Source organism: Daejeonella sp., from assembly GCF_044348475.1.
Classification (GTDB): domain Bacteria; phylum Bacteroidota; class Bacteroidia; order Sphingobacteriales; family Sphingobacteriaceae; genus Daejeonella.
Window position 1 is genome coordinate 23,258 of the sequence record NZ_JBIKSU010000017.1, and the last position, 23,026, is coordinate 46,283.

At 36.7% G+C, this 23,026-nt stretch carries 19 protein-coding genes and 2 tRNA genes; 13 read left to right on the plus strand and 8 right to left on the minus strand.

Annotated elements, in window-relative coordinates; translation table 11 throughout:
- The first annotated feature begins 59 nt into the window (after positions 1 to 59).
- Positions 60 to 1,160, plus strand: a complete 1,101-nt coding sequence (gene ychF, locus ACIQZ6_RS06080) for a redox-regulated ATPase YchF (RefSeq protein WP_395809199.1) — start codon at positions 60 to 62, stop codon at positions 1,158 to 1,160.
- A 59-nt stretch (positions 1,161 to 1,219) separates the two neighbouring features.
- A tRNA-Arg gene (locus ACIQZ6_RS06085) sits at positions 1,220 to 1,291 on the plus strand.
- An 80-nt stretch (positions 1,292 to 1,371) separates the two neighbouring features.
- On the opposite strand, the gene ACIQZ6_RS06090 is transcribed toward ACIQZ6_RS06085, so the two are convergent.
- Positions 1,372 to 3,951, minus strand: coding sequence for a phosphoenolpyruvate carboxylase (locus ACIQZ6_RS06090; RefSeq protein WP_395809201.1), 2,580 nt, complete (start codon positions 3,949 to 3,951; stop codon positions 1,372 to 1,374).
- Between the two features lie 351 nt (positions 3,952 to 4,302).
- Positions 4,303 to 5,652: a DUF1080 domain-containing protein gene (locus tag ACIQZ6_RS06095; RefSeq protein ID WP_395809203.1), complete on the minus strand. Its 1,350-nt coding sequence runs from the start codon at positions 5,650 to 5,652 to the stop codon at positions 4,303 to 4,305.
- A 188-nt stretch (positions 5,653 to 5,840) separates the two neighbouring features.
- On the opposite strand from ACIQZ6_RS06095, the gene ACIQZ6_RS06100 reads away from it, so the two are divergent.
- The 4 genes from ACIQZ6_RS06100 (at position 5,841) to ACIQZ6_RS06115 (ending at position 9,460) form a co-directional block, all read left to right on the plus strand.
- A complete protein-coding gene (locus ACIQZ6_RS06100; RefSeq protein WP_395809205.1) occupies positions 5,841 to 6,890 on the plus strand; it encodes an endonuclease/exonuclease/phosphatase family protein in 1,050 nt (349 codons plus the stop codon).
- Between the two features lie 75 nt (positions 6,891 to 6,965).
- Entirely contained in the window at positions 6,966 to 8,084 is a 1,119-nt protein-coding gene (locus ACIQZ6_RS06105; protein WP_395809207.1) for a carbohydrate-binding family 9-like protein, read from the plus strand.
- Between the two features lie 4 nt (positions 8,085 to 8,088).
- The gene (locus ACIQZ6_RS06110) at positions 8,089 to 8,850 is read left to right on the plus strand and encodes a hypothetical protein (protein ID WP_395809209.1); all 762 of its coding nucleotides are present in this window, start codon (positions 8,089 to 8,091) and stop codon (positions 8,848 to 8,850) included.
- A 49-nt stretch (positions 8,851 to 8,899) separates the two neighbouring features.
- On the plus strand, positions 8,900 to 9,460 hold the full coding sequence (locus ACIQZ6_RS06115; protein ID WP_395809211.1) for a hypothetical protein: 561 nt from the start codon (positions 8,900 to 8,902) through the stop codon (positions 9,458 to 9,460).
- 9 nt (positions 9,461 to 9,469) lie between these two features.
- Here ACIQZ6_RS06115 and ACIQZ6_RS06120 read toward each other — a convergent pair whose 3' ends face one another.
- Entirely contained in the window at positions 9,470 to 11,734 is a 2,265-nt protein-coding gene (locus tag ACIQZ6_RS06120; protein ID WP_395809213.1) for a BamA/TamA family outer membrane protein, read from the minus strand.
- Here ACIQZ6_RS06120 and ACIQZ6_RS06125 point away from each other — a divergent pair.
- The 3 genes from ACIQZ6_RS06125 to ACIQZ6_RS06135 all read left to right on the plus strand — a co-directional run bounded on the left by ACIQZ6_RS06125 (position 11,734) and on the right by ACIQZ6_RS06135 (position 12,906).
- On the plus strand, positions 11,734 to 12,576 hold the full coding sequence (locus ACIQZ6_RS06125) for a TrmH family RNA methyltransferase (RefSeq protein WP_395809215.1): 843 nt from the start codon (positions 11,734 to 11,736) through the stop codon (positions 12,574 to 12,576). The two genes, ACIQZ6_RS06120 and ACIQZ6_RS06125, sit on opposite strands and share 1 nt — an antisense overlap.
- Before the next feature lie 51 nt (positions 12,577 to 12,627).
- Positions 12,628 to 12,698: transfer RNA gene (locus ACIQZ6_RS06130), tRNA-Cys, on the plus strand.
- Positions 12,699 to 12,723: 25 nt separating this feature from the next.
- Positions 12,724 to 12,906 (plus strand): spore protein, encoded by a 183-nt coding sequence (locus tag ACIQZ6_RS06135; RefSeq protein ID WP_395809217.1) that lies wholly within the window; start codon positions 12,724 to 12,726, stop codon positions 12,904 to 12,906.
- A 190-nt stretch (positions 12,907 to 13,096) separates the two neighbouring features.
- On the opposite strand, the gene ACIQZ6_RS06140 is transcribed toward ACIQZ6_RS06135, so the two are convergent.
- Positions 13,097 to 14,116, minus strand: a complete 1,020-nt coding sequence (locus ACIQZ6_RS06140) for a quinone-dependent dihydroorotate dehydrogenase (RefSeq protein WP_395809219.1) — start codon at positions 14,114 to 14,116, stop codon at positions 13,097 to 13,099.
- Between the two features lie 197 nt (positions 14,117 to 14,313).
- Between ACIQZ6_RS06140 and ACIQZ6_RS06145 the strand changes: the two genes are divergently transcribed.
- From ACIQZ6_RS06145 to ACIQZ6_RS06160, 4 genes are all read left to right on the plus strand, one after another.
- A complete protein-coding gene (locus tag ACIQZ6_RS06145; protein WP_395809221.1) occupies positions 14,314 to 15,063 on the plus strand; it encodes a methyltransferase family protein in 750 nt (249 codons plus the stop codon).
- Positions 15,064 to 15,199: 136 nt separating this feature from the next.
- Positions 15,200 to 17,119, plus strand: coding sequence for an ABC-F family ATP-binding cassette domain-containing protein (locus tag ACIQZ6_RS06150; RefSeq protein WP_395809222.1), 1,920 nt, complete (start codon positions 15,200 to 15,202; stop codon positions 17,117 to 17,119).
- A 45-nt stretch (positions 17,120 to 17,164) separates the two neighbouring features.
- Positions 17,165 to 18,451, plus strand: coding sequence for a DUF5103 domain-containing protein (locus tag ACIQZ6_RS06155; RefSeq protein ID WP_395809224.1), 1,287 nt, complete (start codon positions 17,165 to 17,167; stop codon positions 18,449 to 18,451).
- Positions 18,452 to 18,543: 92 nt separating this feature from the next.
- On the plus strand, positions 18,544 to 19,074 hold the full coding sequence (locus ACIQZ6_RS06160; RefSeq protein ID WP_395809226.1) for an acyl-CoA thioesterase: 531 nt from the start codon (positions 18,544 to 18,546) through the stop codon (positions 19,072 to 19,074).
- A 478-nt stretch (positions 19,075 to 19,552) separates the two neighbouring features.
- Here ACIQZ6_RS06160 and ACIQZ6_RS06165 read toward each other — a convergent pair whose 3' ends face one another.
- The 4 genes from ACIQZ6_RS06165 to ACIQZ6_RS06180 all read right to left on the minus strand — a co-directional run.
- Positions 19,553 to 19,957, minus strand: a complete 405-nt coding sequence (locus ACIQZ6_RS06165) for an EVE domain-containing protein (protein WP_395809228.1) — start codon at positions 19,955 to 19,957, stop codon at positions 19,553 to 19,555.
- A gap of 321 nt (positions 19,958 to 20,278) precedes the next feature.
- Positions 20,279 to 20,518: a hypothetical protein gene (locus ACIQZ6_RS06170; RefSeq protein WP_395809230.1), complete on the minus strand. Its 240-nt coding sequence runs from the start codon at positions 20,516 to 20,518 to the stop codon at positions 20,279 to 20,281.
- A 42-nt stretch (positions 20,519 to 20,560) separates the two neighbouring features.
- A complete protein-coding gene (locus ACIQZ6_RS06175) occupies positions 20,561 to 21,127 on the minus strand; it encodes a DUF1566 domain-containing protein (RefSeq protein WP_395809232.1) in 567 nt (188 codons plus the stop codon).
- A gap of 3 nt (positions 21,128 to 21,130) precedes the next feature.
- On the minus strand, positions 21,131 to 23,026 hold a 1,896-nt coding region (locus ACIQZ6_RS06180), incomplete at its 5' end, for a beta strand repeat-containing protein (RefSeq protein WP_395809234.1).

Genomic DNA, 23,026 nt, shown 5'->3' on the forward strand with positions numbered 1-23,026 from the left:
AAGCGGAAAGCTTATAACCTATTACTTATAACTTATAACCTATAACTTACAACTTATAAATGGCATTACAATGCGGTATAGTTGGGTTACCAAATGTTGGAAAATCCACACTTTTTAATTGTTTATCAAATGCGAAAGCACAGGCTGCAAATTTTCCTTTTTGCACCATTGAACCTAATATTGGTGTTATTACAGTACCTGATGATCGTTTAACAAAACTAGCTGAACTTGTTAAGCCAGTCAAAGTACAGCCAAATACCATTGAAATAGTTGATATCGCCGGACTTGTAAAAGGTGCAAGTAAGGGCGAAGGATTAGGGAATCAATTTTTGGGTAATATCAAGGCCACCAACGCAATCATTCATGTGCTGCGTTGTTTTGACGATGATAATGTAATCCATGTAGATGGTTCTGTAGACCCAATACGTGATAAAGAGATCATTGACACTGAATTGCAGTTAAAGGATTTAGATGCGGTCACCAAAAGAATCCAAAAGGTTGAGAAAATGGCTAAAACCGGAAATGATAAAGATGCCAAGAAGACCTATGAGGTATGCAATATTGTTAAAAATCATCTTGAAACAGGCAAATCAGTACGTACAGCACCAATCAGCGAAGAAGACAAAGAATTTATTTCAGATTTATTTCTTTTGACTGAAAAGCCTGTTTTGTATGTATGTAATGTGGATGAGAAGTCTGTTGTGAATGGAAATAAATATGTTGAATTGGTTAGAGAAGCTGTAAAAGAAGAAAATGCAGGGGTTTTGATTATTTCAGCACAGATAGAGGCAGAAATTGCTTCTTTAGATAGTTTTGAAGAACGTCAAATGTTTCTTGAAGATTTGGGATTAACAGAATCTGGAGTTGCGCAATTGATTCGCGCAGCTTACAAACTATTGAAATTAGCAACCTATTTCACTGCCGGTGTTCAGGAAGTGAGAGCATGGACTATTACACAGGGATTTACTGCCCCTCAGGCAGCTGGTGTGATTCACACAGACTTTGAAAAAGGATTTATCCGTGCAGAAGTTATCAAATACCAAGACTTTGTGAGCCTTGGTTCTGAAGCTGCTTGTAAGGAAGCTGGAAAGCTTGGTGTAGAAGGAAAAACCTATATCGTACAAGATGGCGACATTATGCACTTCAGATTTAATGTTTAAACCTTGCCACTGATAGTGGATTAAGTATATTTGAAGGATTATTTTTTCGTTAACAGATAGTACCCATAGTTCAATGGATAGAATTGCAGATTCCGGTTCTGCTGATGTGGGTTCGAATCCCTCTGGGTACACAAAAAAGCCCTTCTAAATAATTAGAAGGGCTTTCTTAATTGAATTTCAATGCAAGAGTCAAATTAATGCTAATTTCAGACTAAACTAAATTCCTACCCGCATTTACAATTCCATATACCGTGCGTATGATCAGCTTATCATAAATTTCTGATTGGTCATTAACTATATTTTTAGCTTTCATATTATTAAGTTGCTGCAAAGCATAATGCTGGATTATGACTAGGGGCAAAACAATTTTTTCTCTTAAAGCGATAGATTTACGTTCTACAGGATACTTTTCCATCAAAGTCTGAGTATCAGAAACCTCCAAAAGTAGATCTCTGGTAAGTTCAAACTCCTCTTTGATCATTCTCCAGAATTGCCCAAAAATATCATCATTCTCAAGATATGCGGTAACCCTGAAATCTGATTTAGACATAGACATCATGCAATTATCAATCATCGTTTTAAACTGCCCTGAATCAATGTATAGTTGTTTAATATCGTTAAATGAACCCGCATTCTTTGCCTTCTTCAAGGCAGAACCCACTCCATAATAACCAGGAATATTTTGTTTTAATTGGCTCCATGCTGTCACGAAACTAATTGCACGAAGATCTTCAAGTCTTAATTCAGCATCAACATTCCTTTTTACTGGCCTACTGCTGATATTAATCTGAGAAAGAAGCTTCAGCGGACTGTGTTTTTCAAGGTACTTTAAAAATAATGGATGTGCTGTTAAGGCAGCAAATACCTGATAACTTTCGCCGGCAAGATTGGCTATCAAATTGGTTTGAGCATGATTAAGTGTATTGATATTGTTCTGATCAAATGAGGATACAATTCCAGCATTAATCAATTGTTCCATATTATAATGAGCACTATCAAAAGAACCATACTGGCTACTGATAGTTTGACCCTGAATGGTCAGTTGGATATGATCATTTGCCACATCTTTGCCCATTGAGGCATAAAATAAATGAGTTTTGCCCCCACCTCTTGCTGGTGGGCCACCCCTGCCGTCAAAAAAGACTAAATCAACATCGTTATTTCGGGCAGTAGAAGTTAGGGCAACTTTTGCCTTTAGAATAGACCAGTTTGCCATTAAATAACCCCCATCTTTAGTACTATCCGAGAAACCAAGCATGATGGTTTGCTTATTATAACGTCGCTTTAAATGCTTTTTATAGAATGGATGTGCATATAGTGTTTCCATTATCTGAGTAGCATTAGATAAGTCTTCAATGGTTTCAAATAGCGGTACGAAATCAATAGTTAACTTTTCCTTTTCCCATCCGCTCAAAAGGAATAACTCCATTAATTGAAGAATGTCTGAGGCTTGCTGGCAATTACTTATGATAAATCGATGGCATGCTTTTTCTCCACCTGCATACTGTAATTGATGAATCAAACGGATAGTATCGAGTGTATCCTTGGTCAGTTTATCAGCTTTGGCTGGACATTGAAAATCAGATTCCTTAAAAGTAAGACCTGCGATTCGTTCATCTTCATTCAGCGCTGAAAGTTTATCGTGTTTAGAAGTTTCGAAGCCATTCTCCGTCAATGCAAATTGATAAACTGCACGCAAAATTCGGCTATCCTGACGAACATCTAGAGAGGCAAAATAACAACCAAATAGCTTTACTTTACGGATTAGATCTTCAACTTTATCTGAAAACAATCCATCATGAGCCTCAACCAACACTTTTTTAATGGCCTCTAAATTACTTATGATATCATCTTGCTGATTTTTAGGTTCATCAACTACATTAAAACTGTTTTCATAAAACAGGTTTTGTAAAGTGGACATATACTTTTCAACTCCCCGAAAGGTTACACGTCTTTTCAAATTCCTGAAATCACGATAATAGCAACGAAATAAGACCGTGCGAAGCAATGCAGAAACTGTTTTTGTGCTTTCGGTGGTCACATTTGGATTGCCATCACGATCTCCACCTGGCCAAAATCCTAATTCAATAAATTGGGAATGATCAGTTAAATCAAACTCATTCTCGATCTGCGATTGGATGCTTGAAGTAGTTTGATAAAATACATTTTCAAGAAACCAGGCCAGACTGATTGCCTCATCCACAGGACTTGGCTTATTTTTATTAAAGAAGGGTGTTTTTCCGAGCTGCTTCAGCAACAGGTTTATTGAATTGATATCATTTTGCTTTAAAGCCTCAATCAAATCTGTAATTATAGCTAAAACCGGACCCGGGTAAAACTGCGTTGGATGAGCTGTCAGAACTAATCTTAAGGAGAAATCCTTTAATTTTTCTTTGATCTTTTTATCGATCAAGGGATTTGCTGCAGCCTGCTGGAAGAGCGAGTTTAATGAACCTGTATCTTCCCAGCGACCTGTTTTGTTAAATGAAGCATCTTCAACTGCATCAAATAAAACTACCTGACGCTCAATATACTGGATAAAACGAAATAATAAGTCGAAACGATCGGCCGCCTGAATATACTGCTCATATTGTCCAAAAAAGCTTTCTATAATATCTGTTGGACTTAGCTGAGACTTTACACCATCCTCGCAATGTGAAGTAAAAAATGGCAATAGGGTACCGGTATGCTTGATCTGATAAAATGGTAATGTCAGAAATAGGCTATTATATAGTTCAAATCTATTTACAACTTCATTAGTAAAAATCGATTCTTTTTCGCTGAGTTTCATTTAAATTCAATTGCTAGGCATACCATATAGCCACTATACAAAAGTGCGAAATTTATAACAAAAATCAATTTTTAGTTGATAAATTTAAACAAAAAGAGGAATTTGTTATATAATTGACAATACAAGTAGCCAATAATTCACCTCAAAAAGATCATTTAACGCATAAAAAACAAGGTATAGTAAATTAAAAAAATAAATAATCAATTGTTAATCAATACTTTACAATCTTAATGAAAGTAATTACGATGAATAAAATAAACAACCTGTTATTTTGATTTTTAAAAATGTAAGCCTTCAATAAAAGCAATTTGTATTTCTAAAAATTATAAATTTTGGTTACTGAATTATCAATTATTTTAATTCTCTAATCTTCATGCTTCTAAAAAAAACCTCATCTCCATGATCCTGAAGCATAATTTTTCCTGCCGAAGTAAGTCCGAATCCTTGTACGCTTTTAAATTTGCTTTGAGCAATAAATGCGTTGAATTCATCAGATCCACGGTTAAACTCAAGAACTTTATAACCGTTCAACCAATGTTCCACTTTATTATCAGGCAATACTCTGATCATTCCCTGATTCCATTCACCCATTTTTTTAATTGAAGCCGGAACTTTTTGAGCTGGCATCAAGTCATACAAAGAAGCTAATGTTCGGTTGCCTTTAATTCCTAACTTGGCATCTGGATGTTTTTCATCATCAAGAATCTGATATTCCAATCCAAGTGCAGAACCATTGAACGTATTCACAAAGTACTTTAGTCCACTGTTTGCTCCTTCAGTTAATTTGAAATCAAACTTCAATTCAAATGCAGCAAATTGCTTAGTTGTAACAATGTCACCCCCAGTTGCTGGCTGACCTACCTGATCTTTAAGTACAGATAAAACACCATCCTGAATATTCCATCCATTTTCAGGAAAGATTTTATTGTTGGAAGCTGTCCAGCCTTTTGCTGATTTTCCATCCCATAATAACCGATAGCCCAAACTTTTTTCCTGTCGTGAAAGATTGTTAGGGACTGTATTAACAACAAAAATACGATCTGGTGCAGAAGGCTTTAATTTACCTGTTTGAATTCTAATATTCTTCCACCTAACCTGCCTACCAGCTGGTTCAGATGCAGGAATTGCATGAACTTGCATGGCGATAAACCCTTTACTGGTTTCAGCATCTATTAAATGTGCTACAGGAATTCCGTTTACCCAGGTTCTGATGCTATGACCAATACATTCAATGCGGTACTTATTCCAAACATTATTTTTAAAAGCAGTTTTTGCCGCAGGATTTAATTCCAAATTATATAACCAGCCTCTTCTGCCTTCATCATAAATTCCACCACTCCATGCACGGGCAGCAGGGTCAATTTCTACCTGATAGCCATGAACTCTTCCATTCTGGTATTCCTTTTTACTTAGACTTCTGATTTGTATACCCGAATTCATAGAAGGATGAACTAAAAGTTCAACCTCCAGAATAAAATCTCCATATTCTTTTTCGGTTGTTAGAAATGAATTAGGAGTGTTTGATACTGTGGTTCCAACTAATTCTCCATCCTTGATTTCGTAAGTGGCCTTTCCTCCCAATAACTTCCAACCAATCAAGTCTTTACCATTAAACAAGTTCTCCCATTGACCTTCGCCAGGCTGAGCGTAAAGATTCATTGAACATAAAAAGGTCAGAAGAAAAATAAATTTAGATTTCATATATATAGTTTTAATAAATGTACAAATTACTGCTCATTTCATTCTATGCTCGATTTAAAAAAAATTAAAAAAGGTAAAATAGGCAGCCAAGGAAATTATTTCTAATAAAATACTAAATTCAACGCGCTTAATCCAATTATTTTTTATCCGCCACGCTCGCACAGACCCTTAATACCCGTTGTTCCGCCTTGACTGGTGCGGCAATTACAGTTCTAGCCTTCGCAGAACCTTTCATAGCAGCAGGCGCAGCGGTAGCGTTTTGGTTCTTTTTTGCTACAGAAAAAGAACTAAGCCCCCGCGGCTATGAGCGGAATGAAATTATAGGTGCTTATTACCACCATGCAATAAAAAATTTATTTTTGCCTGTTGCAAAGCGTCATTACGAGAGTCTCTTTTTTTCAGTGCTGGCTATAAAATCAATAAAAATGAGAATACTTATTTTCGCTTATGTGCTTTTAATTCTAACTGCTTGCGGGGTATCTAAAAACCAAAATCGTGGTAAAAATAGAGTTCCAGGCAGAGTTTTAAAAATCATGAGCTATAATATCCATATCGGAAATCCTCCGTCAAAACCAGGAATTATAGACATGAAAGCACTAATTAATGCTATAAAAATCGAAAATCCAGATCTTGTAGCCTTGCAGGAGGTAGATGTTAATACGATGCGCTCAGGAAAGATTAATCAGGCTGAGAACATTGCAAAAAGCCTGAGAATGAATTTTTATTTTGCAAAGGCCATAGACCATGACGGAGGAGATTATGGAGTTTGTATACTTTCCAAATACCCTATTTCAGATGTAAAAACATATCATTTAACTACTATAAAAGATACTGGCGGAGAGCCTAGAGTTCTTGCAACTGCAAAAATTCATCTTAAAAATGGGAAATTCATCAGGTTTGGAGCCACGCACCTTGATCATTTAAATAATTCGGTAAATAGGGAGGTACAAATGGAAGAAATTAATCGGATAGCATTGAATGAAACCTTACCATTTATCATTGCAGGCGATTTGAATGCGGTAGAGGAATCATCGGCTATACAAAAAATGGACAAAGTATTTACCCGCACTTGTCAAAAATGTGATCCAACATTCCCTGTAGTAAAACCCAATAGGACAATTGATTTTATCGCCTACCGAATAGGCAATCCATTTAGCATCCTTGAACATAAAGTTATTCAAGAACATTATGCATCAGACCATTTACCTGTTATAGCAATGTTACGATATAATTGGTAGCTGAAAAAGAATCTACCATCAATTTAGTATAGCTTTAACAATCTAAATAATAATCATACATATCATTTAAACCATTTGCGACCAAAAACTATTTTTAAAAGCTTAATATCTATTTATGTAGCTTGTTTTGCATCTCTTAACCTGGTTGCACAATCTCCATTCACGGGGGTTGAAAATCTATTTTCAGAACCCAAATCCTATACGCTATTTAATACTAAAACTACTCTCAAAATTGACGGAGAATTAGATGAAAAAGCATGGCTTGATAGTCGATGGTCTGACTTTTTTATAGACATTGAGGGAGATCTAAAACCTGTTCCCACATTTAAAACCAGGGTTAAGATGCTTTGGGATGAAAAATATCTATACATAGCTGCACAAATGCAGGAGCCACATGTTTGGGCTAATAATAAACCAGAAAAGGATATTATATTCAGAGATAATGTTTTTAAGATCTTTATCGATCCCGATAATAATATGAATGATGATTTTGAGATTCAGATTAACCCTCAAAATAACATGCTCTTTTTGATCATGAATAAGCCTTACAGGGATGCAGGTGTTCCGGTTAGCGGATGGATACCTATAGGAATCCAGTCGGCCGTTAAAATTAGTGGGACAATTAATAATGCAGATGATAGTGATAATGGATGGACTGCAGAGATTGCCTTACCACTTTCAGCATTTAATTTTAATCCAAAAGATGCGAAACAAAATAAGAATCTCAGAATCAATTTTTTGAGAACTAATTTCGATTTTATAGTTAACAATGGAGTGTATTCCAAAGCATTAGATAGTACTGGGAAGGCTTTCCCCCCTCATTATTCATGCTGGACCCCACAGGGTATAATCAATATGCATTATCCGGAAAGATGGGGATATACGCAATTCGCTGAAAACACGCCTAATAATAATGAGCAAGCATTTATTCTTCCCTATTCAGAAAAACAACGTAAATACTTATGGCTGGCCTATTACAGGCAAAAAGAATACTTTAAAATAAATAAACGATACGCTTCAAGTTTGAATGAACTCAAAGTTCCTGAAAACGATATTCAGCTTAACGGTAAAAAGAATATGCTCAATCTTGAAGCTACTAGCAAGCAGTTCCTCATTAGTATCAAAGAGGAAGGAAGTAATACAATAATCACTCTTGATCAGGATGGATTGATCAGTAATCTAATTTTACCTTAATCACATGAAATTTAAAATCTATATAGCTGTACTATTTGTGATCAGCAGTTTTGCAAACCCAATTTTTGCTCAAAAAACTGAAGTACTCATTCTTCCAACAATTCATGGCGGACATAAAAAGAATGTGAATTACAATTTTGAACATGTCAGACGAATCATTCAGAATTTTAAACCCGATATCATTGCTTTAGAAATCAGGCCAGAAGACATGAACAGAGACACTAATTATTTAAATCCATTGTATAATCCGGAAATGATCCTATTCAAAAATGAATTCCCAAAAGCTATAAAGGCTGGTATTGACTTCATGGGATCAGATTTTGAAGGAAAACCTCTTCCGCCAGATTTTATGAAGGAACCAATTGGCGAGTTTGGAAAATTCAGAGCAATGAATCAAAAAATAATGAGCGATAGTGCCATTGTGAAAGCTAGAATTACCAAAGACCTTCCAGCAATTATCACTAAACGAGGAGAAATGATGGGGACATTGGGTGCAAACCAATTAATGGATGGAAAGTATGATGCTTTAACTGAGGAGTTTACAAAGGGGCAAACTGAAGTGCTAAAAAATACTCCATATCAGTATTACGATGATTTTCAGGTTAGCCGTGATCAGCGTATTGCAGATAACATCAAACAATTGGCGCTAAATAATAGAGGAAAACGAATTATTGTTCTAACCGGAGCAAATCATCATAATAGAGCAGTAAATGAATTAAAAAAAGTCAGGTCGGTAAATCTTATCACACAAGTTCAAGACCATTAATTTTATCATGTTCTATATTGGCTTTTAATTTTAATAAACAATCATTTGAATGAATAATTTCAGAAGTATTATTATCGGACTATATTTTATAGTATCAAGCAATCAAGTGTATTCTCAATCTGAATTAAGTGTGGGCAACGAGGTTGTTCTCAATAATTTTATTGTGAAAGAGAATTTGCTGAAGAATAATAAGATTGCCATTATTGCTACCGACTCATTGGATAAACCTTTGGAAAACCTGAGTGGTACCTTTCAATTTAGCATCAATGGATTTGGTCAGGAATTAAAATTTAATAATGGTGTGGCTGTAGCAGCACAACCTATTGATAAATCTACATTTCTTTATTTACGTCATGAGAACGAATCAGGTACTCATGGTAAATTATATTACGTGATCCGTAAAGGTGATTCTATCAATCCTATAACTATAAACTGGTGGGTATTAGTGATTGTGCCCTTAATTCTGATCATACTAGCTGCCCTATTCCGAAAATTCATTATTATCGCCATAATCCTATTGGTATTATTATTCTATTACAATTCAACCAACGGACTTAAACTACCTACATTTTTTGAAACGGTATTTGATGGCCTAAAGAACCTGATCTAGGAATACTCTTTAAAATGGCATGCCAATACCAAAGTTATATTGCACAAAGCGATAAATATCTGGTCGGTGGGTTTCTGCATAATCGAGCTTAAATTGCTTTTTATTAAACAGATGCTTAATTACGTATTGATCTGAACCGGTGAATTGTGGATCTTTAACCTTGATACCAGCATCGAGTCTGAACACGAAGTAGTTAAGATCAAAACGTAAACCGGCGCCAACTCCAAGTGCAAGCTGACCCAGAAATTGATTGAATTTAAATTCACCACCCGGATTTTCAACTGTTTGTTTTTGCCTCCAAACGTTTCCTATATCAGCAAAAGTTGCTCCCTTGACTTTTGCATTCAAAATATTGTCTGCTATCTTAAAACGATACTCCAAATTGCCCTCCATTTTGATCTCTCCTAACTGATCGAGGTTACGCAGATTAGCCCTTAATGTATCTGCCTTGCCATCACTCCCCAGAACAGCTCTATTGTAAATGCCGGGTCCTAAAGTACGTGCCTGCCATGCTCGTACTCCACTTGATCCGCCTGCAAAGAAATTCTTTTCAAAAGTTAATTGATCGCTGTTACCATAAGCAATACCAACACCCGGGTTAATACGAGCCACCAATTGCTTTTCGCCACCAAATGACCAGTAATATCTAAGGTCAATTTCTGTCTTTAAATATTGCTGATATGGCAATCCCAATATCGTTCTGAAACCATCATTATCGACATTGAAGTTCACTATCTTATTCAATAATCCAAGCGAATTGCCAGCTGCGTCGATTGATCCTTTGAAATACAAAAAATTACTATACGTATTTAACTTAATAGCATTAGAGGTAAACGCATACTGACTTCCCAAATTGAAAAAACGCCTATCGTTGGTCCTAACATATAATTCAAAGCCTCGCTGAATTAAACTATCCCTGAAAACAGGATCTAGTTTTCCCTTCCTGAATTCAATATTTATTGGCGTGAAAGAGTGCAGCTTAGTTTTAGTTTCAACCCAATCATAAATTATAGAATTAATAAACACCCTACTTGAAAAGGCCTGCCTTTGATCAAAAAGCTGGAAACTACTTGAAATTGTGGTACGGGGTATTCCGTTTCTTCCCATTAAGGGGATATTAAATGGAACCAATAATTTCGGTATTACCAGATTTGCTCCTAACTGAAGATCGCGGCTAAATACCCGGTCAAAAACATTGCCGCTTCCATCTGCATTGAAAAATATTCCATATTTTGCCTTAATTTCAAGATGCTCGGCGCCCCCAAATAGATTTCGGTTGGTATAGGTATTTCCAATATTGAATCCATTACGCCCTGAATTGAACGTGTATTCACCTTCAACCCTGTTACTCATCTTTTTAAGTGGTGTAATCGAATAATTTGGTACTAATTTAAAGGTACTGTCGCTTGACTTCTGATACTCGATCTTCAAATTTCTGAAAACATTAAAATCATACAAACGATCATAGGTAACTTCTTCATTATCAATATTATATAGATTATTTTTCTTTAAATAAATATAACGACTAATTGGCTTAGCCTTAAATTTTCTGGAATAATCAACAAAATGAAATTGTGAATCAATTGTAACGGTGTCTAGGTTTAGTCCGGTATTTAGCCCATTGCTAGTAGAAATAGTAAGGACACTAGTATCAATTGTATACGTTTGATGTGCAGATTTATTTGCAGGATTTGCAAGGAATAATCTAAGATTAGCTTCGCTGTTAAGCAGATTACTATCTACATCAAACCTCACAAACTGCCTCACATAATCATAATAACCATGCTGCTTCATTAGTTTGTAGATCTGTTCTCGCTCATAGGCAAGTGTATCTGAGTCGAAGCGCTTACCTTCCTGTAAACGGGTAAACTTAGCACGGTTGGCTAGATAAAGAGCAGAAACTGTGGTATCTTCAATTTCGAAACTTATTTTCTTAATCTTGAATTCAGAACCAATATCAGCCGTGAAGACAATTTCGGCATTTTGCTTCTTTATTTTAAGGTCGCTTGTTACCTTAGCATTAAAATAACCTTTTGAGGCAAGAAATTTCTCGATTTGAACACGCGATATCTCCAATAATGAACTATCAAGTACATGGGGAGCCTCTCCAATTGCTTTGATCCTATCGGTACGATATTTTCCATTACGAGTATTAAAAATATTATACAAAGCCAGATTCTGTCTTGAATTGGGACGAATATCACTCTGAACAAAAGTTAAGGCAGTTTCTAAAAATTGCTTATCTACCCCCTCCAGCTTAACTTTCTTAACCAATGCCTGATCTTGGGGCAGATACCTGGATGCATTACATCCGGCAAATATTAAGAACAAAAGCAGTATACTTGCAGGTAAACAACTACGGCAGAGAAGGTATGATTTCAAAGTCTCAAATAAGTTTTATAAAATCTTTACATCAAAAAAAGTTCAGAAAAGAACATGGTCTTTTCATTGTTGAAGGATTAAAATCAATCAGCGAATTCATTAATTCAGAATTTGAAATTGATTCTATCTATCATCTTACAGGTGTTGTGCCAAAGTTGGGCAAATTATCACAAAATATAAAGCTACATCAAATAAGCTCTGATAATTTATCAAAGATAAGCGCTTTAAGTACTCCTCAACAATTGCTGGCAATAATTAAAACACCAAGTACTGAAGAATTAAAATTAGATTCACTAGAAGGCAATTTCTCAATAGCACTAGATGGCATCCAGGATCCCGGTAATTTGGGTACAATCATACGTACAGCAGATTGGTTCGGAATCAAGTACATTATCTGTTCGCAGGATACTGTTGAAGCGTTCAACCCAAAAGTAGTACAGGCAAGCATGGGTTCACTGGCTAGGGTTAAGATTATATATTCAGACTTAAAAGATATTTTTTCAAGAACAAAGCTTCCAGTTTATGGCGCTTTATTAGATGGCCAATCAATTTACAAAACTACTTTCGGTCAAGAAGGTATCTTATTATTAGGCAATGAAGGGAAAGGAATTAATGCTGATCTGATGAAAATGATTGGCTTTCCGGTCACTATTCCACGCCTGGGAGGTGCAGAATCTTTGAATGTTGCAATTTCTGCATCCATATTCTGTTCTGAAATAAGAAGAAATTGTTAAAAATTGTTGGGTAGCAATTATAATTTGCTACTTTTGCATTCCTTTACAAAAGGTCGGGTGGCCGAGTGGCTAGGCAGAGGTCTGCAAAACCTTTTACAGCGGTTCGAATCCGCTCCTGACCTCAAAAAGAAAATTAAATTTAAAACCATGGGTGTTACACGTTTAAAAAGAAAAGACAGAAAAAATAAAACCACTTCACGTTTAGAGGTTCAATTTTTAAAACTAGGCCGGGATATCGAAATCGGTAGTCGTTCTGCAGAATCTGCAAAAAGTCAAGTTAGCAAAAACAATGCTGTTTTGGCTGCAATTGAGGCCGCTGCAAAGAAATAATTTATCTTAGATTTAAGATTCAATCCTGATCAGACATGATCAGGATTTTTTTGTTTTATGCCGAATAGATTAATAATTGAATCAGCTTCAAATTTGTGGATTGATCAACAGATCTCTGAATGCGTCATTTTAATTTAAAAAAAAGATGCTTTGCATGTTCGAGATGACGATAATTCTTATAGCATTTGATCTATAACAAGCCTTTCAGTATCCTCTTAACCAATCCCGGTCCTTCATAAATAAAACCAGTATAGAGCTGGATAAGAGATGCTCCTGCTTTGATCTTTTCAATGGCATCTTCAGGTGAATGAATTCCACCCACTCCTATAATCACAAAAGACTTATTTGAATGTTCAGAAAGATAACGAATAACCTCGGTTGATCGCGCAGTTAACGGTTTTCCGCTTAATCCTCCACTTTCTTTTTTCAAATTCTCTGACGACAGTAAATCATCGCGAGAGATCGTGGTATTGGTAGCAATAACCCCGGCAATCTTTGTTTCCATCACAATCTCAATAATATCATCCAGTTGAGAATTAGTCAAATCTGGCGCTATTTTAAGCAAAATAGGCCGCGATACTTGATTTTTATTATTTCGTTGTTGAAGTATATTAAGGATATGCTTAAGCGGTTCTTTTTCCTGTAATTCACGTAAGCCAGGAGTATTGGGAGAACTCACATTCACTACAAAGTAATCAACCACATCAAATAAACGGTCAAAGCATTTGATATAGTCACTAACTGCATCTTCATTGGGCGTAAGTTTATTCTTACCTATATTTCCACCAATGATTAATCCTTTCCTATCTACCTGCTTTAAACGTGCTGCAACAACATCAACCCCCTGATTGTTAAAACCCATTCGGTTTATTAATGCATCATCTTGAGGCAAACGAAACATCCGTGGCTTTTCATTACCAGGTTGTGGCAAGGGAGTAACCGTTCCTATTTCAATAAAACCAAATCCGAATTGAGCTAACTCTTCAATCATTGAAGCATTCTTATCAAAACCTGCAGCTAAACCCAGCGGATTCTTAAACTTTAATCCGAATACTTCTCTGGCAAGTTGTTGATCTTCTAATTGATAGAGGTTTTTCAAAAATGATTTTACACCCCAGATCCGATTTACTCTTCTTAATGCGCCGGTAACGACATAATGAATAATTTCAGGGTCAAATTGGAATAACAGGGGTTTAATCAGTTTGTACATAAAGCGAAGTTACAGGTTTGATTTATATTTTTATTTCAGAAGCTATATAATAACATTCAAATTTTTAAAAATTGTTTAATTCCTAAGCCATAATGCCCAATAAATTGAGCAAAAACCTTAACATAAGTAATTTACAAGATTTGCAAATAGAATTTTAATATTTACATTTGCTTAACATTATCTTAATCTAATAATGAATGGCCTTAACTGAGCAAATGGAAAGTCAGGGTGCCTGGCTATTTAAGTACCGCAGCATTTTACCACTGATCATTTTCGCGATCGGAATCGTCTTATTTTTAAAAAATGAGTCAAATCCTGAAAACTGGATTCTAGTGAGCAATATTCAAGAAAGTTTATATGAATTATCCTGTCTGCTAGTTGCTTTCCTTGGATTCTTTATCCGTATATATACCGTTGGGTATAGTAGGCCAAATACCTCAGGTAGAAATACTGATCTTCAGGTAGCTGATGTTTTAAACACAACGGGTATTTATTCAATCATGCGAAACCCGCTTTATGTAGGTAATTTTTTCATGTGGCTTGGAATTGCAATGCTCACTGGTAATTTCTGGTTTATAATTGCCTTTACCCTCTTCTATTTTTTATATTATGAACGAATTATTTTCACTGAAGAGCAGTTCTTAAAAAATAAGTTTGGACAGACCTATTTAGAATGGGCAAAAAAAACACCGGTCATCGTTCCAAAGTTTAGCTCTTTCAAAAAAGCGGATTATAATTTCAACTGGAAAAAAGTACTTCGCCAAGAAAAAAATGGACTTGCGGCACTTCTTATCCTATTCTGCCTTTTTGATATTGGCGGAGAAATGGTCAAAGAGCAAAGAAACTTTAATGAAACCTTATATTTTGCTGGAGCAGCTTCAATTATTTTCTATTTCATATTAAAATTCATTAAGTATAACACAAAGCTACTTCAAGACCCTGAATAAGAATTAAGCTATGCAATCTGAATAATTCAATACGATTGCAATCAAACTATACGCCAATATTCCAAGTCTAAGGAAAATCACTAATTGGCGCGCTTTTAGAAAAAAATAATCTATAAAATCCGTACTTTTGCGGCAAATGATCGCAATAAATAATCTAATATTCGAGATCGGTGCAAGGGCATTATACGACGAAGCAAACTGGCACATCAAACCGGGCGAAAAAATCGGTCTGATTGGTGCAAATGGAACTGGTAAAACTACACTGTTAAAAATAATTGTTGGAGACTATGCCGCTACAAGTGGAACTATCTCCATGGCAAAAGATATTAAGATCGGTTATCTGAATCAAGATCTTCTTTCTTATCAGAGTGATAAAAGCATTTTGCATGTTGCTATGGAGGCTTTTGAGCGCCAAAACCAACTTCATACAGAAATAGAATCCATTCTTAAGAAACTGGAAACAGATTATACCGATGACCTACTTAATAAGTTAAGTGATAAACAGAATGAATTTGAAGCACTTGACGGATACAGCATTGAATACCGCGCACATGAAATCATGGCCGGTCTGGGTTTCAGCGATGTAGATACGCAACGTAATCTTTCAGAATTTTCAGGGGGATGGCGCATGCGTGTCATGCTTGCAAGAATACTACTGCAGAGCCCTGACATCCTATTACTAGATGAGCCAACCAACCACTTGGATCTTCCATCCATCAAATGGCTTGAAACCTATTTACAGGCTTTTGAAGGTGCCATTGTGATTGTTTCACACGATAGGTATTTTTTGGATAGAGTTGTAAAAAAGATTGTTGAGTCAAGAAAAGGTAAACTGATTCCTTATGCAGGAAATTATAGCTTTTATATAGAAGAAAAAGGACTAAGAGAAGAAATTCAAAGCGGACAGTTTAAAAATCAACAGGCTAAAATCAAACAAGAAGAGCGTCTAATTGAGCGTTTTAGAGCTAAAGCCAGCAAAGCTAAAATGGCTCAGTCGCGAATCAAGGCCCTTGAAAAAATGGAGCGTGTAGATGATGTGGATGATGATAACCCATCGGTTAACTTCAGCTTTAAATTTAGCAAGCAATCTGGAAGGCATGTGATACGTATTGAAGATTTGAACAAGTCTTATCCGGGGGTGCCAATTGTTAAAAATGCTACAGCTACCATTGAAAAGGGAGATAAAATAGCTCTTATCGGTGCAAATGGTCGTGGTAAATCAACGGTACTTAAGATCATTGCTGGTGCTGATAAAAATAATTTTACCGGCATGTGTGAAACCGGCCATAATGTAACACAAACATTTTTTGCACAGCATCAGCTAGAAGCTCTCCATTTAGAGAACACGCTAATTCAGGAATTGCAGGCATTTGCTCCCAAACATACCGAAACAGAATTGCGTTCTATATTAGGATGTTTTCTATTCACCGGAGACGATGTTTTCAAAAAGATCAAGGTTCTTTCTGGAGGAGAAAAATCAAGGGTTGCACTTGCCAAGGCCTTAACTGCTGATGCAAACTTCCTGATCCTCGATGAGCCTACCAATCACTTGGACATTGCCTCTGTAAATATTCTAATATCAGCTTTAAATCAATATGAAGGAACATTTATTGTAGTATCTCACGATAGGTATTTACTTGACAATGTGGCTAATAAAATCTGGTTCATTGAAGACCAAGAGATCAAAGAGTACCCTGGAACTTATGCAGAATACGAAGAATGGAACTCCAAAAGAGTTTATGTTCCTAAAAATATAGTAGAAGCACCTAAGAAAGAGGAAAAGAAAGAAGAGAAACCAAAGGTTCAAACTGACGATAAAAGTAAAGAGATCAAGAAACTAAATCTAGAACTTCAAAAGCTTGAAGTTGAGATTGCAGAAATGGAAAATTCTGTAAAAGAAGCCGAATTGGAACTTAGCAAAGAAGAAGTTTATAGTGATCCTGAGAAACTATCTGAAGCAAACAGACGTTATCAGCAGTTAAGTCCGCGTTTATTAAAAGCCCAGGCTGAATGGGAACGCATGGCAGAAGAGATCATGGAACTCGAGGGGAACTAAAATTTCCGTTTTTATATAGTCCAATTAAGTGCATAAAATGATCGTATGAAGAAAATATCAGTTCTTATTATACTTTTATTGGCCTTCATGATTGGATATGGGCAAAAAAAAGTGCGTATTCGCGCTCCTGAAGCTCCATTCAATACTATCCGTTATGAGAACTATACTTACATTCCGGAGATCAAAACTGTTGAATTTTATAATCGCACTAAGGAGCAATCTATTCCGGTTTATATTCTAGGCAGCACAGAAAACCTATTACTAGGCTTTGATGATCTGCGTGCTGGTAGCAGGAATATCACCTATTCTATTGAACATTGCGATTCTGAATGGAAAAGTAGCAGGTTATCCCCTATTGATTATCTAGAAGGATTTTCTGAAGACCGGATTATTGATTACCGTAATTCATTCAATACCCTGCAAAGGTTCACTCATTATGAACTAAGCATCCCTAATTTAACCATAAAGCCTAAAATTTCAGGCAATTATCTTTTAAAGATTTATGAAGATAATGACCAGCGAAAAATACTGATCACCAAACGGTTTTTTGTTGTTGATGCTCAAACAAGCATTGCAGCTGAAATTACCCGATCAAATAATGTAGCTGATCGCGATCAGATGCAAAAAATAAATTTCCTAATCAATCACGGGAAATTAATGATCAATAACCCTTACATAGAAGCCAAAGTTCGGGTATTGCAAAATGGCAGGCATGATAATTCACAAAGCCTGAATCGCCCAACCTTTATCAGACCAAATCAATTGGTGTATAATGATATGAGATTGATGGATTTTAGGGCAGGAAATGAATTTAGGCGTTTTGATATTCGAAGCCTACGTTTCAGGACAGAACGAGTTGGGAAAATTATACAGGACACACTCAATACTGTTTACTTGCTAACCGATGTTACAGAAAACAGACCGGGCTATACCTTTATAAATGATGAAAACGGGGCATTTTATGTACGAAACCTCGACGGACGAGATAACCGCACCGATGCCGATTACGCTATCGTTCATTTAAGCCTGTTGGCGAAAAAACCAGCAACTAACGGAAATCTATATGTTGTAGGCCAATTCAATGATTACCGACTTATCGATAAGCTAGATTATGATGAGAGCAGAAACCGCTTCAACGGTTCAATATTCATCAAACAGGGACTGATAGACTATCATTATGTTTGGGTAAATGAAGATGGTAAAACTAGGGATGACGTGCTATATGACGGCTCCCATTTCGAAACAGAAAATTATTACCAAATTTTCTTTTATTACCGAAAACCAGGTTCGAGGTGGGATGAGCTGATTGGCTTTACCCAGATCCGGAACTAGTCTAGACTGTCTAATTTACCTCTCCAAATGCAGTACATATTCGTCAGTCGCTTTCCGCATCAATCGTAAGTCTTAAACCTTATCTTTGCTTCATGAGTACAATCTTAAAAAGCCCGCAAGGTTCATTTACGATCATGAATGAACTGGTACTTCCAAACGATACCAATACCCTAAATAACCTGATGGGTGGTCGTCTACTTCATTGGATGGATATAGCCGCAGCAATCTCAGCACAAAAGCATTGCAACAATATTGTAGTTACCGCATCAGTAGATAACGTATCTTTCAAGCATGCCATCAAACTGGGCGATGTGATCACGATCGAAGCCAAGGTTACACGTGCATTTAGCACCTCAATGGAGGTAAGATTAGATGTTTGGGCTGAAAATATCCCTTCTGGAACAAGAGTGCGTTCTAACGAAGCTTTTTACACCTTCGTAGCAATCGATGCTAATGGAAAAACAATTCCAGTTCCAGAATTAACGCCTGAAAGCGAACTAGAAAAAAAACTATTTGATGGGGCCCTGCGACGCCGACAGTTACGGCTTGTTCTTGCAGGAAAAATGAAAGCAAATGATGCAACAGAGCTGAAGGCGCTTTTTTTGAATCAAAGTGGGTTGTAAGTTGTAGGTTGTAGGTTGTAGGTAATAGGTAATAGGTTGTAAGTATTAAGTTGTAGGTAATAGGTTGAAAGGGAAAAGCAGAAAGCGAAAAGGTAAAAGTAGAGAAGAGCAATCTTTTGAAATGATTAGTCTAAGGCAATTCTAACCAACTAACACCTAACCACCTAACCAACTAACCACCTAACCAACAGGCAACTGATAACAGGCAACTGATAACAGACAACTGATAACAGATAACTGATAACAGAAGAAAGGTAAAAGCAGAGAAGAGCAATTATTTGAAATGATTAGTCCAATTCAAATCGAACCAACTAATAACTAACCAACTAACTACTTTTTGAGTATAGAGTATTGAGTATAGAGTATTGAGATAATTTAACTTCATGTCATAACAGCACTTCATACCTCAGATAACTGACAACAGATAACTGATAACTGACAACAGACAACCGATAACAGACAACAGACAACCCAATAATTAGCTTCCCAATTCCACTATCCTATCAAACTCTTCTACTTTCATTCCCATTACAGAAAGTCGGCCCTGCTTTACCAGACCGATATTTTGGAGGCGTGAATCGGCTTTAATCTGCTCTAAAGTAACTGGATGTTTAAGGGTTTCAACAGGTACCAAATCAACTACTACCCAATTTTTATCTTCTGTTGTAGGATCTTGATAAGACTCTTTCACCACTTTGGCTATCCCTACAACTGATTTACCTTCATTACTATGATAAAAGAGAACCAGATCTCCTTCTTTCATCTCTCTCAGATTATTTCTTGCCTGATAATTTCGCACACCATCCCAAAAGGTACGTCCATCCTGATTGAATGTATCCCAACTGTATTTAAAAGGTTCTGACTTGACTAACCAATAGTTCATAAACTAAGTGTATTAAATTGGTATAAAGGCTGTTTTGTTTGAATTAATCATCAATTGGTGACAGCTTTTGATGACAAAGATAATTTAAACACCACAGAATATGAAGAAACAATTTCACACAAAATTAATCCATATCAGGAACGATTACGATTATACTCTCTACTGTAAATCGTCAGCATAAAGTGGACTGAATAGAAAAAGAAAAAATATTCTTTGTATGGATTAAAAAATTTGAACGACGGTGGCGTAATAAGTGCTACCATCATAAATAAGGGTAATAAAATCAGTTTTATTGGCAGTGGCAGTTATGGTTGGAGCCGTTCAGCCAGCCCAAAGCCAGGATGTTGTTGGAAAAACCTCCGTTCTTGATCCTGTAGCATCCTGTTTGAGTTTAATCATGTAGGTGCTTTTAGAAGGATTAGTTAGAGAGATGGTAGACATATTAGCTCCTAAAGACACCCCAAACAAATTACCAGTATTTAGGTCAATGGTAGTGGTCGCAGCCGCTGAAATGGTTGTTGGTATATTTAGCACATATTGTTTAGCAGTTATAGTTTCCATAACATTCAATTAGGCGACTTTTGTTTTTAATTTGTTAAATAACTAAAAAGACCTAACAGCACGAACTCTATAGGTAGAGTACTTATATCTACCGTCGTAGCCGGTGAATTGAAAGCCTACATAGTATGCATTTGAAGCATTGTACTCCGAACTGCTCCAATAATCTGCAGCTGCAAAACCGCCAATAGCACTTTTATTTAAACGCATTATTCGTAACTCTTCTAAACTTGGCAAATACCAATCAGAATAACCCCCTTGTACTAAATTAGCACAAAGACTAGCGGCACTTCCTGATGAACACCCTGCCATATTTATCTCAATTGTGTTTTGATTTCCTGTTCCTATAGCTTCACCATCTGCTCCAGAAACTGTTGATCCGTAACATCCCCATTGTGCACCTGATGATACATCAGCAACTGTTGCGATTAAGCCATGGGTTTGTCCGGAAACATAACCAGGATCACCTGAGGCAAAAATATAAGCTATTTTTCCTCCCTGATAAGCATCTCCAATAGCCAGTTTTACTTTTCCTACCAAAAATCCCTGTGGGACGATTTGTGCTTGGGCAAAAGATGAAATGAAGAGGAAAAGAAAAAATAGTCTTTGCATGGATTAAAAATTTTGCACAGCGGTTGCGTAATAAGTGCTCCCATCAAAAATAATGGTAATAAAATCGGTTTTGTTGGCGGTGGTTGTTATTGTTGGAATTGTTCCGCCTGCCCAAAGCCAAGAAGTTGTTGGAAAAACCACCGTTCTTGATCCTGTATTATCTTGTTTGAGTTTGATTAGGTAGGTACCTTTAGAAGGATTAGTTAGAGTGAGGGTGGATATATTGGCTCCTAAAGCCACCTCAAACAAATTACCTGTACTTAGGTCAATGGTAGTGGTCGCAGCCGCTGAAATGGTTGTTGGCGAAGTAACAACATATTGTTTAGCAGTAATTGGTCCCGAAAAAGTAGGTGAATTTGATAAAACTACACTTCCCGTTCCGGTAGAACTTGTCACACCTGTACCACCGTTGGCAACTGCAACAATACCTGATATACTACTTGCATTCACTGTGGATGAAGCGCTTGTCCATGTTGGAATTCCGTTTGCGTTTGCAGTTAATACCTGACCCGCAGTTCCATCGATATTAGGATAAGTAACTCCACCTGCTGTTATGGTGCCGCTGGTTTTTACATTAGTTACACTTGTATTACCCAATTGAATGGTATTAGAACCATTTCCAATTGCATTGTATCCAATTACAATTTGATTAGTTTCATTATTAGCTTTAGGCTTTGTCCAAGCTCCAATTAAAATTGAATTATCCATTTTAGAATTCATATGAGGTCCATTTGCGCCCTCTCCTGGATCCATTGTGCCAGAAAGACCCTCGGCAAAATACCTGCCAGCAAAGCCCCCTAAAACAGTATTATAACTACCCGTTATATTTGCATCAAGTGCTCCAGCTCCAATGGCAACATTTATATCACCCGATGTGCTGCCTCCTAGAGCTTGGGCACCTACTGCTACATTAAAACTTGCAGTAGTATTACTGTACAAAGCGGTATATCCCAATGCGGTATTTCTACCTCCGCCAATATTCTGTCTCATTGCTTGATATCCAGAAGCTGTATTACCATTCGCTTGGTTTAAATACAAAGCCTCATATCCTACTGATGTATTATCACTTCCTGCAGTGTTAGATAATGATGAATTTGAACCTATTGCTGTATTGTTTCTTCCACTAGCATTTGCTACTGAACTTAAATACCCAACAGCCGTATTATCATAAGCACCATTGGTTGACTGTAATGCTTGACTACCAAATGCGGTGTTTCTTTCACCATTTTGATTTTCTCTAAGTGCATATGCTCCAAAAGCCGTATTGGCTGCACCTGTTGTATTACTTTTTAAAGACTCAAAACCAGCCGCTGAATTAGCTGTTCCTGTTGTATTGAGACCTAAAGAAGAATTGCCTATTGCAGTGTTAGTAGCTATACCACTACCACCCTTCCCAATGGTTAAGTCATTCACCTTTAAATCAAAGCTGCCCAAATTTACCTCAGTCGTTGCTCCTGTATAGGGTATACCTCCACCAGAAGGTGTAATCCAGGTTGGTACTCCTGCTCCGTTTGAACTTAATACTTGTCCAGTGCTACCTGCACCAGTATAGGCATGAGCAGTACCTGTGCCATATCCAATTCCCCCAGCTGTGGCTGAAGCTGCTGAATTAGTACCGCCATTGGCAATAGCAACCAAACCCCTTACATTTTCTGCATTACCGGTTACACTCCCTGCTATGGGATTAGTCACTATTAAATTAGCTAAGGTACCTACGCTCGTTAAACCAGAAGCCGTAACGGTTGATTTCAAGGTAGTGCCTGCTAATGTTTCTGCAGATGCTGCTGTGGCAATCGTTATATCTGAACTTCCGTCAAATGCTATTCCGTTGATATTTTTTGAAGCGGCTAATTTAGTGGCGGTGCCTGCATTACCGGTTACACTCCCCGCTATGGGATT

Excerpts from the sequence above, each read along its gene's own strand:
- ychF (WP_395809199.1), top strand. The coding sequence starts at position 60 with ATGGCATTACAATGCGGTATAGTTGGGTTACCAAATGTTGGAAAATCC.
- ACIQZ6_RS06090 (WP_395809201.1), bottom strand. The coding sequence starts at position 3,951 with ATGAAACTCAGCGAAAAAGAATCGATTTTTACTAATGAAGTTGTAAAT.
- ACIQZ6_RS06095 (WP_395809203.1), bottom strand. The coding sequence starts at position 5,652 with ATGAAATCTAAATTTATTTTTCTTCTGACCTTTTTATGTTCAATGAAT.
- ACIQZ6_RS06110 (WP_395809209.1), top strand. The coding sequence starts at position 8,089 with ATGAAATTTAAAATCTATATAGCTGTACTATTTGTGATCAGCAGTTTT.
- ACIQZ6_RS06115 (WP_395809211.1), top strand. The coding sequence starts at position 8,900 with ATGAATAATTTCAGAAGTATTATTATCGGACTATATTTTATAGTATCA.
- ACIQZ6_RS06125 (WP_395809215.1), top strand. The coding sequence starts at position 11,734 with ATGCCTGATCTTGGGGCAGATACCTGGATGCATTACATCCGGCAAATA.
- ACIQZ6_RS06135 (WP_395809217.1), top strand. The coding sequence starts at position 12,724 with ATGGGTGTTACACGTTTAAAAAGAAAAGACAGAAAAAATAAAACCACT.
- ACIQZ6_RS06140 (WP_395809219.1), bottom strand. The coding sequence starts at position 14,116 with ATGTACAAACTGATTAAACCCCTGTTATTCCAATTTGACCCTGAAATT.
- ACIQZ6_RS06145 (WP_395809221.1), top strand. The coding sequence starts at position 14,314 with ATGGCCTTAACTGAGCAAATGGAAAGTCAGGGTGCCTGGCTATTTAAG.
- ACIQZ6_RS06150 (WP_395809222.1), top strand. The coding sequence starts at position 15,200 with ATGATCGCAATAAATAATCTAATATTCGAGATCGGTGCAAGGGCATTA.
- ACIQZ6_RS06155 (WP_395809224.1), top strand. The coding sequence starts at position 17,165 with ATGAAGAAAATATCAGTTCTTATTATACTTTTATTGGCCTTCATGATT.
- ACIQZ6_RS06160 (WP_395809226.1), top strand. The coding sequence starts at position 18,544 with ATGAGTACAATCTTAAAAAGCCCGCAAGGTTCATTTACGATCATGAAT.
- ACIQZ6_RS06165 (WP_395809228.1), bottom strand. The coding sequence starts at position 19,957 with ATGAACTATTGGTTAGTCAAGTCAGAACCTTTTAAATACAGTTGGGAT.
- ACIQZ6_RS06170 (WP_395809230.1), bottom strand. The coding sequence starts at position 20,518 with ATGGAAACTATAACTGCTAAACAATATGTGCTAAATATACCAACAACC.
- ACIQZ6_RS06175 (WP_395809232.1), bottom strand. The coding sequence starts at position 21,127 with ATGCAAAGACTATTTTTTCTTTTCCTCTTCATTTCATCTTTTGCCCAA.